The organism is Saccharospirillum alexandrii (assembly GCF_043641555.1).
Taxonomy (GTDB): domain Bacteria; phylum Pseudomonadota; class Gammaproteobacteria; order Pseudomonadales; family Natronospirillaceae; genus Saccharospirillum; species Saccharospirillum alexandrii_A.
On record NZ_JBHZRJ010000002.1, the window covers coordinates 878,354 to 893,523 of the forward strand.

At 57.2% G+C, this 15,170-nt stretch carries 15 protein-coding genes; 2 read left to right on the forward strand and 13 right to left on the reverse strand.

The features are described 5' to 3' along the window. Positions 1 to 16: 16 nt before the first annotated feature. From ACHUE7_RS09980 to ACHUE7_RS09990, 3 genes are all read right to left on the reverse strand, one after another. Positions 17 to 493, reverse strand: a complete 477-nt coding sequence (locus ACHUE7_RS09980) for a regulatory protein RecX (protein ID WP_394169818.1) — start codon at positions 491 to 493, stop codon at positions 17 to 19. A gap of 71 nt (positions 494 to 564) precedes the next feature. Then, on the reverse strand, positions 565 to 1,653 hold the full coding sequence (recA, locus tag ACHUE7_RS09985; RefSeq protein ID WP_394169819.1) for a recombinase RecA: 1,089 nt from the start codon (positions 1,651 to 1,653) through the stop codon (positions 565 to 567). An 86-nt stretch (positions 1,654 to 1,739) separates the two neighbouring features. Next, complete coding sequence (locus ACHUE7_RS09990; protein ID WP_394169820.1) at positions 1,740 to 2,228, reverse strand: CinA family protein; 489 nt, start codon at positions 2,226 to 2,228, stop codon at positions 1,740 to 1,742. A gap of 93 nt (positions 2,229 to 2,321) precedes the next feature. Here ACHUE7_RS09990 and mutS point away from each other — a divergent pair, with 93 nt between their 5' ends. Together mutS and fdxA are read left to right on the forward strand one after the other, a co-directional pair. Beyond that, a complete protein-coding gene (gene mutS, locus ACHUE7_RS09995; protein WP_394169821.1) occupies positions 2,322 to 4,886 on the forward strand; it encodes a DNA mismatch repair protein MutS in 2,565 nt (854 codons plus the stop codon). Positions 4,887 to 5,043: 157 nt separating this feature from the next. After that, entirely contained in the window at positions 5,044 to 5,367 is a 324-nt protein-coding gene (gene fdxA / locus ACHUE7_RS10000) for a ferredoxin FdxA (protein ID WP_127554848.1), read from the forward strand. A 91-nt stretch (positions 5,368 to 5,458) separates the two neighbouring features. On the opposite strand, the gene rpoS is transcribed toward fdxA, so the two are convergent. The 10 genes from rpoS to ACHUE7_RS10050 form a co-directional block, all read right to left on the reverse strand. Next, a complete protein-coding gene (gene rpoS, locus ACHUE7_RS10005; protein WP_394169822.1) occupies positions 5,459 to 6,490 on the reverse strand; it encodes an RNA polymerase sigma factor RpoS in 1,032 nt (343 codons plus the stop codon). Positions 6,491 to 6,544: 54 nt separating this feature from the next. After that, complete coding sequence (locus ACHUE7_RS10010) at positions 6,545 to 7,468, reverse strand: peptidoglycan DD-metalloendopeptidase family protein (RefSeq protein WP_394169823.1); 924 nt, start codon at positions 7,466 to 7,468, stop codon at positions 6,545 to 6,547. A 113-nt stretch (positions 7,469 to 7,581) separates the two neighbouring features. Further along, complete coding sequence (locus ACHUE7_RS10015; RefSeq protein ID WP_394169824.1) at positions 7,582 to 8,475, reverse strand: DUF368 domain-containing protein; 894 nt, start codon at positions 8,473 to 8,475, stop codon at positions 7,582 to 7,584. A gap of 67 nt (positions 8,476 to 8,542) precedes the next feature. Further along, on the reverse strand, positions 8,543 to 9,223 hold the full coding sequence (locus ACHUE7_RS10020; protein WP_348477883.1) for a protein-L-isoaspartate(D-aspartate) O-methyltransferase: 681 nt from the start codon (positions 9,221 to 9,223) through the stop codon (positions 8,543 to 8,545). After that, positions 9,220 to 10,245 carry a tRNA pseudouridine(13) synthase TruD gene (truD, locus tag ACHUE7_RS10025; RefSeq protein ID WP_394169825.1) on the reverse strand — a complete coding sequence of 342 codons (1,026 nt, stop codon included), beginning with the start codon at positions 10,243 to 10,245 and terminating at the stop codon, positions 9,220 to 9,222. The genes ACHUE7_RS10020 and truD overlap by 4 nt, the downstream gene beginning before the upstream one ends. Further along, complete coding sequence (gene ispF, locus ACHUE7_RS10030; protein WP_127554845.1) at positions 10,245 to 10,730, reverse strand: 2-C-methyl-D-erythritol 2,4-cyclodiphosphate synthase; 486 nt, start codon at positions 10,728 to 10,730, stop codon at positions 10,245 to 10,247. The genes truD and ispF overlap by 1 nt, the downstream gene beginning before the upstream one ends. A gap of 36 nt (positions 10,731 to 10,766) precedes the next feature. Next, positions 10,767 to 11,474: a 2-C-methyl-D-erythritol 4-phosphate cytidylyltransferase gene (ispD, locus tag ACHUE7_RS10035; RefSeq protein WP_394169826.1), complete on the reverse strand. Its 708-nt coding sequence runs from the start codon at positions 11,472 to 11,474 to the stop codon at positions 10,767 to 10,769. A 27-nt stretch (positions 11,475 to 11,501) separates the two neighbouring features. Beyond that, positions 11,502 to 11,816, reverse strand: coding sequence for a septum formation initiator family protein (locus ACHUE7_RS10040; RefSeq protein ID WP_246026187.1), 315 nt, complete (start codon positions 11,814 to 11,816; stop codon positions 11,502 to 11,504). 186 nt (positions 11,817 to 12,002) lie between these two features. Continuing rightward, on the reverse strand, positions 12,003 to 13,298 hold the full coding sequence (gene eno / locus ACHUE7_RS10045) for a phosphopyruvate hydratase (protein ID WP_394169827.1): 1,296 nt from the start codon (positions 13,296 to 13,298) through the stop codon (positions 12,003 to 12,005). A gap of 190 nt (positions 13,299 to 13,488) precedes the next feature. Next, complete coding sequence (locus ACHUE7_RS10050) at positions 13,489 to 15,111, reverse strand: CTP synthase (RefSeq protein ID WP_127554843.1); 1,623 nt, start codon at positions 15,109 to 15,111, stop codon at positions 13,489 to 13,491. Between the last annotated feature and the right edge of the window lie 59 nt (positions 15,112 to 15,170).

Genomic DNA, 15,170 nt, shown 5'->3' on the forward strand with positions numbered 1-15,170 from the left:
CAGGAAGCTGGAATGGTCAGTCAAATCCGTCAGTGTCTGTTGAGTCTTCGCTCCGCAAAGCCTCCAGAGAGTGGCGAACATGATCCCCACTAAAACCCCGGTATGCCAGAAAGCGCGCGAGGCGCGCCCGGATTTTCTGATCGGCAGGATCGGATGAACCCAACTTGCGACGAGCCGCATCCAGCGCCAGTTCAAACCAGTCGATATCCCACTCATCGAGTAACGGCAGGACCAATTCGGCCACCCCTTTTTGCCGAGCTTCGTGCTGCACCCGAACCGGCCCTCTCGACCGGTTGATCTGCGAGCGCAAAAAAGCTTCGGCGTAGCGTTCATCGTTCTGCAGGCCGGTCTCAACCAGACGCAACAGAGCTGCTTCAACGGCACCGGGCTGATCGGGAAACCGATCGGTTAACCGGGTTCGTAGCTCGGACTGGCTGTATTCCCTGCGCGCCAGCATATTCAGCGCCGTGTTCCAGGGTGTTTTCTCAGCCATGCCAGGTGCACTCCGGGCTCGCCAGTGCGAGCCCTTCAGCCAGGGGAAGGCAATGCAGGCAGGTCATGCAATCAGACTTCCGCTTTACCTTTTTTAGCCGGAGTCACCGCCGCCTCGGGAGCTGCCTCTGCGGCTTCAGTTTCAGCCTTGGCAGGGTCTTCCTTGGGTGCGTTACTGACCAGATACGCATCGCGGATTTTGCCTTCAATGGTCTTGGCAATTTCCAGGTTGTCTTCAAGGAACTTGGCGGCATTGGCTTTGCCCTGGCCAATTTTGTCGCCCTGATAGCTGTACCAGGCACCAGCCTTCTCGATCAACCCAAGCTTGACGCCCAAATCAATCACTTCGCCCATGTGGTAAATGCCCTTGCCGTAGTGAATCTGGAACTCGGCTTGCTTGAATGGCGGGGCAATCTTGTTCTTGACGACTTTAACCCGGGTCTCGGAACCGACGACTTCATCGCCTTCCTTGATGGTACCGGTGCGCCGGATATCGAGGCGAACGGATGAGTAGAACTTCAGGGCATTACCGCCGGTTGTGGTTTCCGGGCTGCCGAACATAACGCCAATCTTCATACGGATCTGGTTAATGAAAATCACCAGACAATTGGCTGTCTTGATGTTACCGGTGATTTTGCGCAGTGCCTGGGACATCAGGCGAGCCTGCAAACCAACGTGCATGTCACCCATTTCGCCTTCAATTTCAGCCTTGGGCACCAGGGCCGCCACGGAGTCGATAACGATCACGTCGACCGCGTTGGAACGGACCAGCATGTCGGCAATTTCCAGAGCCTGTTCGCCGGTATCGGGCTGCGACACCAGCAGATCATCCACATTCACGCCCAGTTTGTTGGCGTAGGACGGATCGAGTGCGTGTTCTGCATCGACGAAGGCGCAGGTTCCGCCCGCTTTTTGGGCTTCGGCAATAACTTGCAGCGTCAGCGTCGTTTTACCGGAGGATTCAGGGCCATAGATTTCAACAACCCGGCCCTTGGGCAAACCACCAATGCCTAACGCGATATCCAGCCCCAGAGAACCGGTTGAAATGGACGGGATCTGGATGTGCTTCTGATCCCCCATGCGCATGACCGAGCCCTTGCCAAACTGACGTTCAATCTGGCTAAGTGCTGCTGTTAGCGCTTTTTCTTTGTTCGCGTCCATGGTGTTCCCCCATCAAAAGCCTGTATGAATGACCAGTATTCTTACACAGGGTGACCGACCCTGACAAGCCGGTTGACCCGATTAATTCAAAGTCTTTGCTGCAGGCCCTGTAACGCCTGCAACGCAGCCTGGTTGCGCACCCGGGTGCGGTCACCTTCAAAGTGAAATAACGTCGCCTCAATCCCGCCGGGCCAGGCCCAGGCGATCCAGACGGTACCTACCGGTTTTTCGGCACTGCCTCCGGCCGGGCCAGCAACCCCGGTTACCGCAACAGCTACGTCAACACCGGCTCGCAACCGGCCCTGTTCCGCCATTGCCAGCGCCACCGGTTCGCTCACGGCTCCGTGCGCTACTATCGTTTCGGGGGGCACTCCCAACTGCTCCTTAAGCGCATTCGAATAGGTGATCCAGCCGCCTTCATACCAGTCGGAGCTACCGGCAAGATCGGTAATCATTCCGCCAATGGCACCACCGGTACAACTCTCTACGGTCACCATACGCCAGCCCGTTGACATCAGTTGTTGCGCCAGTGCCGTCACCAGTTTTTCCGCTGCGGGCATTTCAGAAGCCGTCATGCATTTCATCCTGTCGGTGATTCGAATACCATGGGCGGTCGATCTAAAGCCAGCCATCAAGCCGACCCTATGCCGCCAACCAGTGCCAGTAAAATGCAACACACACCCATGATGCAACAGTACCTGCAAATAAAGCAGGCACACCCGAACGATCTGGTGTTTTATCGCATGGGGGACTTTTACGAACTGTTTTATCAGGATGCCAAACAGGCCGCGCGCCTGCTCGACATCACCCTGACCCAGCGCGGACAAAGCGCCGGTGAACCCATCCCCATGGCTGGCATTCCCTACCACGCGGCCGAAGGGTATATCGGCCGCCTGGTGCGCCAGGGCCATACCGTGGCCATTGCCGAACAAATTGGCGATCCGGCTACCAGCAAGGGGCCGGTGGAGCGTAAGGTCGTACGGGTACTGACCCCCGGCACGCTGAGCGATGAAGCCTTTCTCAGCGACCGGCAAGAAAGCTTGCTGGTCGCGGTCTGGCCCGGGCACGATGATTACGGACTGGCCGCGCTGGACATGGCCTCCGGCCGCTTTACCGTCCAGCTACTGAAAGACGGGGAGGCGCTGAGTGCAGAACTGGAGCGCTTGCGCCCGAGCGAATTGTTGTTACCCGAAGACCACCCGGCCCCTGAACTCATTACCCGCACGGCTATTCGTCATCAGCCCGTCTGGCTGTTTGATCTGGACAGTGCCCGCCAGGCGCTGACCCGGCAGATGGGGACCCGCGACCTGAGCGGGTTCGGCGTTGAAGACATGCCTTTGGCGCTGCAGGCCGCCGGTTGCCTGCTCAATTACGCCAGCGATACACAAAAAAGCGCCCTGCCGCACATTCGCTCCATCGTTCCCGAGCGACAGGATGAGGCCGTCATTCTGGATGCCGCTTCGCGCCGGAATCTTGAGATCGACATCAATGTCCGCGGTGAGGAAGACAATACGCTGTTCCAGTTAATGGACCACTGCGCCACGACCATGGGCAGTCGCCTGTTACGTCGCTGGCTGGGGCGCCCGCTGCGTGACCGGACCGAGCTGCAGCACCGCCACCATGCCGTCACCACCCTGCTCACCGATTTTGTGTTTGAAGAAATCAAATCGGCACTCAAGCCCATTGGCGATATCGAACGGGTGCTGTCTCGCATCGCCCTGGGCTCGGCACGGCCCCGTGACCTGATCCGCCTGCGAAGCACCCTGGCGCAACTGCCCGACCTGCAGCAGTTACTGACCCCACTCGACTCGCCCCGCCTGCAACAGCTGCGCGACGATCTCAGGGAACAGCCTGCCTGGCTCGATACGCTTGACCGCGCACTGATCGACAACCCGCCTGTGGTGATTCGTGACGGTGGTGTCATAGCGCCTGGATTTGATGAAGAGCTGGATGAACTGCGCGGGCTCGACACCAATGCCAGCGACTTTTTGATCCAGCTGGAAACCCGGGAGCGTGAACGCACCGGCCTGAGCACCCTGAAAGTTGGCTACAACCGCGTCCATGGCTACTACATCGAGATCAGTAAGGCACAGTCTGCACAGGCACCGGTCGATTACAGCCGACGCCAGACACTGAAAAACGCCGAGCGGTTCATTACACCGGAACTCAAACAATTTGAAGACAAGGCACTCAGTGCCAAAAGCCGGGCGCTGTCGCGCGAGAAATTTCTCTACGAGCAGCTGGTCCGGTCCCTGGCCGACGACCTGCTCACCCTGCAGCAACTGGGTCGCGCTCTGGCTCAGCTGGATACCCTGATGGCGCTGGCTTCCTGCGCCGACCGCTTTCAGTGGACAGCCCCGACCCTGACCGACGACGCCGAGCTGATCATCCACGAAGGTCGCCACCCGGTCGTTGAGGCCGTTACTGAAACGCCTTTTGTACCGAATGATCTGGAGCTGAACAGCGACATCACCCTCAAGGTAATCACCGGCCCCAACATGGGGGGTAAAAGCACCTACATGCGCCAGGCCGCTGTCATTGCGTTGCTGGCCCATATCGGCAGCTTTGTACCCGCCCGCGAAGCGCGCATCGGCAAACTGGACCGAATCTTTACCCGCATGGGCTCATCAGACGACATCGCCGGCGGGCGATCGACCTTCATGGTAGAAATGACCGAGACCGCCAACATTCTGCACAATGCTACGCCCAACAGCCTGGTCATCATGGACGAAGTCGGCCGGGGCACCAGCACCTTCGACGGTTTATCACTGGCCTGGGCCGCTGCCGAACACCTGGTGCAACACACTCACGCCTTAACCTTGTTCGCGACCCATTATTTTGAAATGACCGCCCTGCCCGAGCACAACCGCCAGGCCAGCAACCTGCACCTGGATGCCACCGAACACGACGATAAACTGGTGTTTCTGCATCGGGTGCAAGCCGGCCCGGCGAGCCAGAGCTTTGGTATTCAGGTGGCACGACTGGCAGGCGTTCCAGATGAAGTTATCGCCAGTGCCCGCGCCAAGCTGAGCGATCTGGAACGCGCACCTGCACCCGCGCGTCCGGAGACTCGATCGGGACGGACAGTCAGGCCGGCACAGGTACCCCAGCAAAATGACCTGTTCGCCGCAGAGACTCACCCACTGGTAGAGGCACTGCGCGAGCTTGATCTCAACAGGATGACGCCGCTGCAGGCACTGAACTGGCTGGCCGAACAGCAGGAAAAACGGTAAGCTGCCGGTTTTAGAGCCTTTGAAATCTAAAAACACAATTTATATTCTAATTGGCTATAAAGCCTTGGGTATTTGGTCTTAGATCTCACTTGAGGGGGTCCGAACCTGCCACTAGAATACGCACACACTCAGCATCAGGTATTGGGAGAAGGGCCCGATGACATTCGTTGTTCTCGAGAACTGCATCAAGTGCAAATACACCGACTGCGTAGAAGTCTGCCCGGTGGATTGCTTCTACGAAGGCCCGAACTTTCTGGTCATTCATCCGGACGAGTGCATCGACTGTGCTTTGTGTGAACCGGAATGTCCGGCCGAGGCCATCCTCTCGGAAGATGAGGTACCAGAAGATCAAATTGAATTTGTAGAACTGAATGCCGAACTGGCAGAAGTATGGCCCAATATTACCGAGCGAAAAGACCCGCCCGCCGATGCCGACGAACAAAACGGTGTACCCGGCAAGCGAGCAGCCCTGGCCCGATAAACGGCTGACTGCTCCTCATAAAAAAAGCGCCCTGAGGCGCTTTTTTTATGCTTTGACTATTACTGAAATACCGGTCACAGAGTCGATAAACTCAGGCTCCAAACAGTGCGGTGGCCGACAAACCCTGTTTTTCCATAATGTCACGCAAGCGCCGCAGGGCTTCTACCTGTATCTGCCGCACGCGTTCACGGGTGAGACCAATTTCGCGACCCACCTCTTCCAGAGTACTGGTTTCAAAACCGCGCAGACCAAACCGCCGGGCGACCACTTCCCGCTGCTTTTCGGACAGTTCATCGAGCCAGTGATCGATACTGAGCCGCAGGTTATCGTCTTGCAGGGTTTCGGACGGGTCTACCGATTTTTCATCGGCAATGGTGTCGAGCAAGTTCTTCTCGGAAGATGGCCCCAGGGGTGTATCTACCGAAGTCACACGTTCGTTCAGTGCCAGCATGCGCTTCACGTCTTCAATGGGCCGCTCAAGCAGCTCGGCAATGTCTTCTGCCGTTGGCTCGTGATCGAGTTTTTGCGTCAATTCACGGGCTGCGCGCAGATACACATTCAACTCTTTAACCACATGAATGGGTAAACGAATGGTGCGCGTCTGGTTCATGATGGCGCGTTCTATGGTCTGGCGGATCCACCAGGTCGCGTAGGTTGAAAAACGGAAGCCGCGCTCCGGATCAAACTTTTCAACCGCTCGAATAAGACCGAGGTTACCCTCTTCAATCAGATCGAGCAGCGTCAGTCCGCGGTTGAGATAGCGCCGCGCTATTTTTACTACCAGCCGCAGGTTGCTCTCAATCATACGCTTGCGCCCCGCCGGTTCGCCTTTTTGCGCCAAACGGGCGAAATAGACTTCCTCTTCGGGGCTGAGCAGTGGTGAAAAACCGATTTCGTTCAGATACATCTGCGTCGCGTCGAGCGAGCGTTGCATGCCGCTGAGATTATTGACGGCATCGCGAAATTCGGTGTCGGAATCGGCCTCGTAATCGACCTCGGTGGCGTCATCAGACTCCGCCTTTTCAGCGGCGCTGACTTCGTCATTTGGGGTATCGAGTAAATTGGTGTACGGAGTGAACGTATCTTCCGCAATGTCGGAATTGAGTTCCCGGAGTGCTGCCATAGTCATTCACCTGTGCGATATCGGGCATAAGCCCTGTGGCCGGAAAAAACCCGGTTACCGCCGAGGCAAAAACCTCATTGGATCGACGGGCTTACCCTCTTGCCGTATCTCGAAGTGCAGGCTGGGCTGGTCACCCTGCCTGCCCATTCGGGCAATGGCTTGCCCTGCGCTAACCTGATCCTGCTCCGCCACCAGCAATTCCTGATTGAATGCATAGGCACTCAGCAAGGAGCCCTGATGTTCCAGGATGATCAGGTTGCCATAACCAGGCAAACCATTTCCTGCGTAGACAACGGAACCCGCTGCCGCCGCAACCACAGAATCTCCAATCTCACCGGTCAGATCAACGCCTTTACGATCGGACACATTGGAGTCAAATGTTCGCACTATTTTCCCATTGTGCGGCCACACCCAAGTTAACTGATTATTATTACTGGCATTTCCCGACGCAGACGGTGCCGCTGCAGGTCTTGGCGCAGAGTTTGTAACCGTTTGTGAAGACGTGTTATTGACTGTAGGACCGGACGGCGAAGGCGAAGCGGACGAACCCGACGGAGCAGGCGCTGCAGCCCGGGTACTTGTCTCCCTGAGCGCCAGCACCTGACCGGGGTAGATGGTGTAACGACTATCAATGTTGTTGGCAGCGGCCAGTCGCCGAAAATCAAGACCAAACCGAAAAGCGATGGAGTAAAGCGTATCCCCCCGGCGAACCTGATACTGATCAGGACGTGACTCCGGCGACGCCGTGCGGGCGTTTGACGCCGGTGCGCCACCCGCAGGGCGGGACTGGACCACCGGCGAACTGGTATTGCTACTGCTCGATCCACGGGCGCTACTTCCAGCCGGCTCCAGCGAACGGTAGGCACTGCTGGTGCAGCCCGACAGCACCAACAGAGTGCACAGGCATACCCAGAAAATTGACGCCCCCCGGACGAGATTCGTCACGCTGGATTCCTTCTCAAAATAGGTTTCATCCACCCCTCAAACGCCGTTCACAAAGCTGCAATATAGCCCAACCTTAATACAGGGTAATTTATTAGGTGTAATTAATCTAAAAACGGCCTGACGTAAGGTTCGAACCGAGTAGTGCTTCATGTTTCTGATTTGACAAGCCCGGAACCGTCCGTTTTAAGACTCAATAAGGTCACCAGCGCCGCTCCAATGATCGCTGCCAGCAGGGCCGTAAAAAACCAGGATGGCTGGCCAGACAGGTTCACATAATTTTCCGGCGTCAACCATTGCTGATCGTGCTGCCAAGGCCAGACTTTCAACAAGGCGCCCAGAACAAACCCCAGCATGAACCCCATCACCCGATCGTGCCAGCGTGCCAGCACCCATTGCAAAAAACGACTGAACACCAGCAACCCGATCAGGCAACCCAGAGCCACCCAGGCAATGGTGACCAGATCCCGGGCATGCACCGCCGCTGTGATCGCCGGGTACAGCCCCAATAGCAGCAAAATGAAGCTGCCGGAAATACCAGGCAACAACATCGCCGATATGGCCAGTGCTCCGCCTAAAACCAGTGTCAGAGGCGTAACCGCAAGCGCCATCTCCCCCAAAAAAGAAATACTCGCGGCGATGGCCGTTCCGGCGATGAACAGGCCAATATCGACTCTGCGCCAGCGGTGCTCCTTCAGCAACATGATCAGCGAGGCAACAATCAACCCGCAGAAGAATGCCCACAATACTGGGGGTGCCGTGCTTAACAACCACTGAACGAGATTTAGAACCGTTACCAGGCTGACAATAATGCCAGCGCCCAGGCTGACCAGAAAGGCGCCATCAACCTCACGCCAGACCGCAATGAATTCACCTTGTCTGAGCAGCCCCAGCAGACCAAACCGAAATGACGCCAGCGCGTTGATCAACCGCTCATAGATGCCGGTAATCAGTGCCATGGTACCGCCAGAAACACCGGGCACAGCATCGGCTGCCCCCATAACGACCCCTTTGAAAAACCAGCTCAAAACTAACTTAATCACGCAGTATCTCCCTGCTCATAATCTGGATCCCTTCCGGCTTAAGAATGACGGGCCAGGCAGCGACACGTCAGAGTCTCAACGTATCAGAATCGCCAGTCTGAATGCCCGCAAGCATAGGTACGAAGCGCACGGCTTCAATGCGGCGCTCGGTAAATTCATCACCCTGGCGCTCCACCACGGTTAAAAACTGCTCTTCGGTACCCACCGGCAAAATCAGCTGACCGCCGTCGGGGACCAGTTGATCCAGTAAGGATTGCGGGGCTGTTTCGGGAGCCGCCGTCCCGATGATGACATCAAAAGGCCCTGCATCGGGCCAGCCAAGGAAGCCGTCATCGAGCTTCAGGCGCACGTTGTACAGTTTTTGCAGACGCAGCCGCTCCCGAGCTTTCAGTTGCAGCGGTTTGATGCGTTCTACTGAATAGATTTCATCCACCAGATGCGCCAGTACCGAGGTCTGAAACCCGGAACCGGTACCAATTTCAAGAATGCGCTCATGGTGGGGGGCGGCCAAGACCAGCTCACTCATGCGTGCAACAATATAGGGTTGCGATAAGGTCTGACCGTAACCGATGGGCACGGCCATGTCTTCGTAGGCTTTATGGCCCAGGGCTTCATCAACAAAGATGTGCCGCGGCACCTTCATAAAGCAATCCATGACCCGGGCATCACGAATGCCCTTGGCAAAGAGTCGCTCGATCAGGCGCTGGCGGGTACGCTGGGACGTCATGCCGATACCGGACAGATTCACTGAGACTCCTCCTCGCGCCAGGCTGACACTTCACGCAACACCGCCGTGGCATAACTGCCAGCCGGCAGAAAGAACCGGAATTGCGGATCCGTTCCCTGCCATTCAAGCTGACCCTGCTCTGGATAAACCCGCAATTTACGCAAGCTGCGCTGAATGCGCAGTCGTATCAGCGCCTGCGTCCATTCTGACTGCTGCGCCAGTACAGGCGCTTCGCGTTCATCGAGCAGAGAAAAGGTTTCCGTTTGCTCACCGGGCAAACTGGCGCTTGGCGATAACTGACCCGATGCTACCCGGGACCATTCACTTTCGGTCGGCTCCAGACATTCAAACCCCCGTTTGCCTTCCTTGAATTGCAGGAAATCACCGGGGAGCACCTGGTTCCAGGTACCCTGCCGCACTCGCTCGGCCAACAAGTCATTGAACAGTAAGCTGCGCATCGCAGACACATGAATGCCCTGCTGCCCTCGGGGTAACCGGCCTTCACCGCGTATCCAGGCCAGTGCCCGGCTCAGATTCTGACCCTGGTCACCAAACCGTTGCGGACCAAAGTAATTCGGAAACCCCTGCTCAACCAGTGTTTGCCAGCGTTGTACCAGAGCATCGCCATCCCCTTGCCAGTCACGCAGCCTGATCACGAAATGATTGCCAATCAGTTGACCGGTACGCAGTTTGCGACCATGTCGCTTGAGCGACAGCACCCGAGCACCGTCCATAATCAGCGGTTCTGAGGGGTCCGGTTTACCGGGCAGATGCAGGGAGAAGGTCTGGCGAGTTACGGCATGGCGGTCTTTCAAACCGGCGTAACTGACGTCCCGGGGGGGAATGCCCGCCCAGCGGGCCAACTGCTTGCCAAGCCAGGCGGTATTCTGGCCGGTTTTTTCCAGGGTGACCCATAAATGCTCACCCTCGCCGGAGGCTGTCTCTGGCAGAGCCTCCTCAACGTAAAAATCAGCCGGTTCGGCTTTTAACCGCCCCGACCCGACAACATCACCCCAGGCTCCGGGCCACTGCGGCAGCTCCATCAGGACACCACCTCCAGCAGGCATACTGCCTCGGTGGCGATACCCTCCTTGCGGCCGGTAAAGCCAAGCTTCTCGGTGGTCGTCGCCTTGATGTTTATCTGACCCGGGTCACACTGCAGCGTTTCGGCAATGGTCAGTTTCATTGCGCCCTTGTAGTCACCCAGGCGAGGGGCCTGGGCAATGACGGTGACGTCCAGATTCACCAGCCGGTAACCCAACCCGGTAATGCGATGATAGACATCGGTCAGCAAAGCACGGCTATCTGCCCCGGCCCATTGTGCATCCGTATCCGGAAACCATTCGCCAATGTCACCCAGCGCGGCAGCGCCCAGCAGGGAGTCGGCGATGGCATGCAACACGACGTCGCCGTCGGAATGCGCCAACAGAGGATGCTCCGCCGGTACTCGCACGCCACCCAGCGTTATGTCCATGGGACCGGCATTCAGGTCGAACCGGTGTACATCAAAACCATGGCCTATTCGCATGCCCTGCTTCACTCCAAGTAATCGCTGATAAAAAGCTCAGGTCGGCGTCAGCCGACCCTGTTGTTGCAGATAAAACGCCACCAGTGCCAGATCGTCCGGGTGCGTTACCTTGATGTTATCGCTACTGCCGCTGACCAGACCCACCGGGTCACCCATCCACTCCATCGCCGAGGCTTCATCGGTCAGGGGTACGGCATTGGCCAGGCCAAGAGACAAAGCGCGATACAAGCGCCCGTATCGAAAGCACTGGGGTGTCAGGGCGGCCCATAATTGTCGGCGGTCGACCGTCGACACCTGATCGCCCTGCTTGCGTTTTATGGTGTCTGTCAGTGGGCGCGCCAGCAAGGCGCCGCGGTCTTCAGACTGGCAAAGGTCGAGCAACGCCAGAATATCTGCACGGCGAACGCAAGGTCGTGCAATATCATGCACCATCACCCAGTCATCGTCCGCTGCGCTCATGGCTGCCAGCCCGGCCAGAACCGAATCGGCGCGCTCGGCCCCTCCCTTTACACAGCTCAGGCCCGGATAGCGCGCCGCCAAAGCCCGGCCCCGATCGTCATTACCAGACAATACCAGTATGCGTTCGCCATGAAACGGCACATCCTTCCAGGCATCGAGCGTCCATTCCAGCAGCGTTTTGCCGGCCAGTTGGGTGTACTGCTTGGGATGTGGCTGGCCAAACCGCTGACCAACGCCAGCGGCAGGAAATATCAGGTGTACTCGGGGGGGATCAGTCAGGTTCATAACATCCAAATCAGCGGCCACACCGCTTTATTCGGCAGGTATGACGTAGAAAACCTCGCCCGGCCTGATCAGCCCGAGGTCACTTCGACCCAGCTCCTCGACCGCATCAAGCCCGGACTTCAGGTCGGCAACACGGGCACTCAACACCTCGTTGCGTGCCCGTCGCTCGGCATTAATGCTTTCCTGGGCGGCCACATCCGCTTCCAACCGACTCACATCGACCCAGCTGTTTTCGCCCAACCACCAGCGGAATTGCAACATCACCAGCAACACCAGCAAGCCTATTTGCAGCCAGCGCAGAGGGTTCTTGCGTTGCAGTTGTGGCACAGCCGTGGCTTTCAACGGTCCGGTTCTCTCTGTTAGCCACTCAGCAGTGGCAGTGGGTAATGACCCCAGGGTTTCAGGGGAGGCACCTAATGGGCACCATTGTACAACTCTGGCGGCATTCTGACTCAAACAAAAAAGGGGGCCAAGCCCCCTTTTTGCATTTACCGCTCAATTTCCGCCAAAACAGGCATTAAAACGGGCTCAGCCCTGGCCTTTGATCTCTTTCAGACCGTTATAGATGGCCTTGTCTCCCAGCTCCTCTTCAATACGCAATAACTGGTTGTACTTGGCAACACGGTCAGAACGGCACAATGAACCGGTCTTGATTTGACCAGCCGCAGTCCCGACCGCCAGGTCGGCAATGGTGGCGTCTTCGGTTTCACCTGAGCGATGCGAGATTACGGCGGTGTAACCGGCATCTTTGGCCATCTTTATGGCGGCCAGCGTTTCGGTCAGTGAACCAATCTGGTTGAACTTGATCAGAATCGAGTTGGCGATGCCCTTGTCGATGCCTTCCTGCAGAATTTTGGTATTGGTCACGAACAGGTCGTCGCCCACCAGCTGAATCTTGTCGCCCATCAGGCGGGTCTGATAGGCAAAGCCGTCCCAGTCAGACTCGTCCAGACCATCTTCGATCGAGACGATGGGGTATTCGCGGGTCAATTGCTGCAAGTAGTTGGAGAACTCTTCAGAGGTGAAGACCTTGCCTTCGCCCTTGAGGTTGTACTGTCCGTTTTCATAAAACTCGGAGGCAGCGCAATCCATCGCCAGAGTGATGTCTTTACCCAACTCGTAGCCTGCCGCTTCAACCGCTTCTTTAATAGCCGCCAGCGCGGCTGCATTGCTTTCGAGGTTCGGTGCGAAGCCGCCTTCATCGCCTACAGCGGTATTCTGACCCTTGGCGCTCAGCACTTTTTTCAGGGCATGGAAGATTTCAGCACCCATGCGCAGTGCTTCGCTGAACGATTTCGCGCCCACCGGCTGCACCATGAATTCCTGAATGTCGACGTTGTTATCGGCATGCTCACCGCCGTTGATGATGTTCATCATCGGTACCGGCAGGCTGTACTGGCCCGGTGTTCCGTTCAGGTCGGCGATGTGTACGTACAGTTCAACGCCTTTAGACAGTGCTGCCGCCTTAGCAGCCGCGAGAGAGACCGCCAGAATGGCGTTGGCGCCGAAGTTGGACTTATTCTCGGTACCGTCCAGCGTAATCATGGTGGCATCGAGACCAGATTGATTCAGGGCGTCAAAGCCGAGCAGCGCGTCGCGGATCGGGCCGTTAATGGCGGCCACCGCTTTCAGTACGCCCTTGCCCAGGTAACGGCTTTTATCACCATCACGCAGTTCCAGAGCTTCGCGGGAGCCGGTAGAGGCTCCAGAGGGAGCGCAGGCACGGCCACGAATGCCGCCTTCAACAATAACGTCCGCCTCAACGGTCGGATTACCGCGTGAATCGAGCACTTCGCGTGCTTTGATGTCTAGAATCTTGGCCATCTGTGACTCTCCTGATTGTTCAATAAGCCGTGTTGTGGCGCCCGAGCCTTAACTGCTGCAGGGTCACACCGGCTTTCAGCTGTGACCTTACCCAAGTCTCGACCGCTCAAAAAATGTAGTTTTATTACAAAACGGACAGCGCCGGATTATAGGGGAAAACCCTCCAAATGCTACCCCTCACCACCCTGTATTACTTCGCCATAGCGCGCACGGCGCCAATGAAACCACTGAACAAACCGTGGCCATCACGGGGTGTGGAGGTAAATTCGGGGTGAAACTGGCAGGCCACAAACCAGGGATGATCGGGCACTTCAATGATTTCAACCAGGGCTCCGTCGACTGAACGACCGGCGATGATCAGACCCGATTTTTGTAAGTCTTCTACATAATGGTTATTCACTTCGTAGCGATGACGGTGCCGTTCAACAATGCGCGGCTTGCCATAGCAGGCTTCTGAACGGGAGCCTTCGGTCAGCATGCACTCCTGTCCGCCCAGCCGCATGGTGCCGCCAAGGTCGGTTTTGTCATCGCGTTCGACTTTCTTGCCGTCGGCTTCAATCCATTCGGTTATCAGACCGACCACAGGGTGGCGGGTCTGGCGATCAAATTCAGTGGAGTGCGCCCCGTCGAATCCCGCGACGTTGCGGGCGTATTCGATAACGGCGACTTGCATGCCCAGGCAGATGCCAAGGTAAGGGATTTTGTTCTCACGGGCGTACTGCGCAGTGGCAATCTTGCCTTCCACGCCCCGGTAACCAAAGCCACCCGGCACCAGCAATCCCTGCACACCGGCCAGGCAGTCGGTGCCTTGTTTCTCGACTTCTTCGGCGTCGATAAAGCGGATGTTGACCTTGGTCCGCGACCGGATGCCGGCGTGATCGATGGCTTCGATCAGCGATTTATAGGCATCCAGCAATTCCATGTACTTGCCGACCATGGCGATGGTGACTTCACCATCCGGGTTGAGCTTGCGATCGGTGACGTCTTCCCAGTCGGCTAAATCCGGCTGCGGGCACTCCAGACCGAATTTTTCAACGACAATGTCGTCCAGTCCCGAGCGGTGCAGCATACCGGGAATGCGGTAGATGGTATCGGCATCCGGCAGGGGGATAACGGCGCGCTCTTCGACGTTGGTGAACAGGGATATTTTGCGCAGTTCGCTCTTGCCAATCGGACGTTCGGAACGACACACCAGGATGTCGGGCTGCAGACCAATGGTGCGCAACTCTTTTACCGAATGCTGGGTAGGTTTGGTTTTCACTTCACCGGCGGTGGCTATGTAAGGCACGAGCGTCAGGTGCATCGACAGTGCTCGGCGACTGCCCAGCTCAACTTTCAGCTGGCGCACGGCTTCAAGAAACGGCAGCGATTCAATATCGCCCACGGTGCCACCCACTTCCACCAGGGCGACATCGGCATCACCCGCGCCTTCAATAACGCGGCGTTTGATTTCATCGGTGATGTGCGGAATAACCTGAACGGTACCGCCGAGGTAATCGCCACGGCGTTCTTTTCGCAGCACATCCTGATAGATTCGGCCGGTGGTGAAGTTGTTGCGCCGGGTCATGGTAGTGCGCACAAAGCGTTCGTAGTGGCCAAGGTCGAGGTCGGTTTCAGCGCCGTCTTCGGTCACGAAGACTTCGCCGTGCTGAAACGGGCTCATGGTGCCCGGGTCAACGTTGATGTAGGGATCCAGCTTGAGCATCGTCACCGACAGCCCCCGCGCCTGAAGGATGGCGCCCAGCGAGGCCGATGCGATGCCCTTGCCCAATGAAGACACCACACCGCCGGTGACAAAAATATAACGCGTCATAATAGATCCCATCCGATAGTCGCAAAGTTGGTCTGCCGCAAGCAACCCCCCAACACAAC

What these genes read in the sequence shown, in the direction of transcription:
- ACHUE7_RS09980 (WP_394169818.1), bottom strand. Translation starts at nt 493, where the DNA reads ATGGCTGAGAAAACACCCTGGAACACGGCGCTGAATATGCTGGCGCGC.
- recA (WP_394169819.1), bottom strand. Translation starts at nt 1,653, where the DNA reads ATGGACGCGAACAAAGAAAAAGCGCTAACAGCAGCACTTAGCCAGATT.
- ACHUE7_RS09990 (WP_394169820.1), bottom strand. Translation starts at nt 2,228, where the DNA reads ATGACGGCTTCTGAAATGCCCGCAGCGGAAAAACTGGTGACGGCACTG.
- mutS (WP_394169821.1), top strand. Translation starts at nt 2,322, where the DNA reads ATGCAACACACACCCATGATGCAACAGTACCTGCAAATAAAGCAGGCA.
- fdxA (WP_127554848.1), top strand. Translation starts at nt 5,044, where the DNA reads ATGACATTCGTTGTTCTCGAGAACTGCATCAAGTGCAAATACACCGAC.
- rpoS (WP_394169822.1), bottom strand. Translation starts at nt 6,490, where the DNA reads ATGGCAGCACTCCGGGAACTCAATTCCGACATTGCGGAAGATACGTTC.
- truD (WP_394169825.1), bottom strand. Translation starts at nt 10,245, where the DNA reads ATGGAGCTGCCGCAGTGGCCCGGAGCCTGGGGTGATGTTGTCGGGTCG.
- ispF (WP_127554845.1), bottom strand. Translation starts at nt 10,730, where the DNA reads ATGCGAATAGGCCATGGTTTTGATGTACACCGGTTCGACCTGAATGCC.
- ispD (WP_394169826.1), bottom strand. Translation starts at nt 11,474, where the DNA reads ATGAACCTGACTGATCCCCCCCGAGTACACCTGATATTTCCTGCCGCT.
- eno (WP_394169827.1), bottom strand. Translation starts at nt 13,298, where the DNA reads ATGGCCAAGATTCTAGACATCAAAGCACGCGAAGTGCTCGATTCACGC.
- ACHUE7_RS10050 (WP_127554843.1), bottom strand. Translation starts at nt 15,111, where the DNA reads ATGACGCGTTATATTTTTGTCACCGGCGGTGTGGTGTCTTCATTGGGC.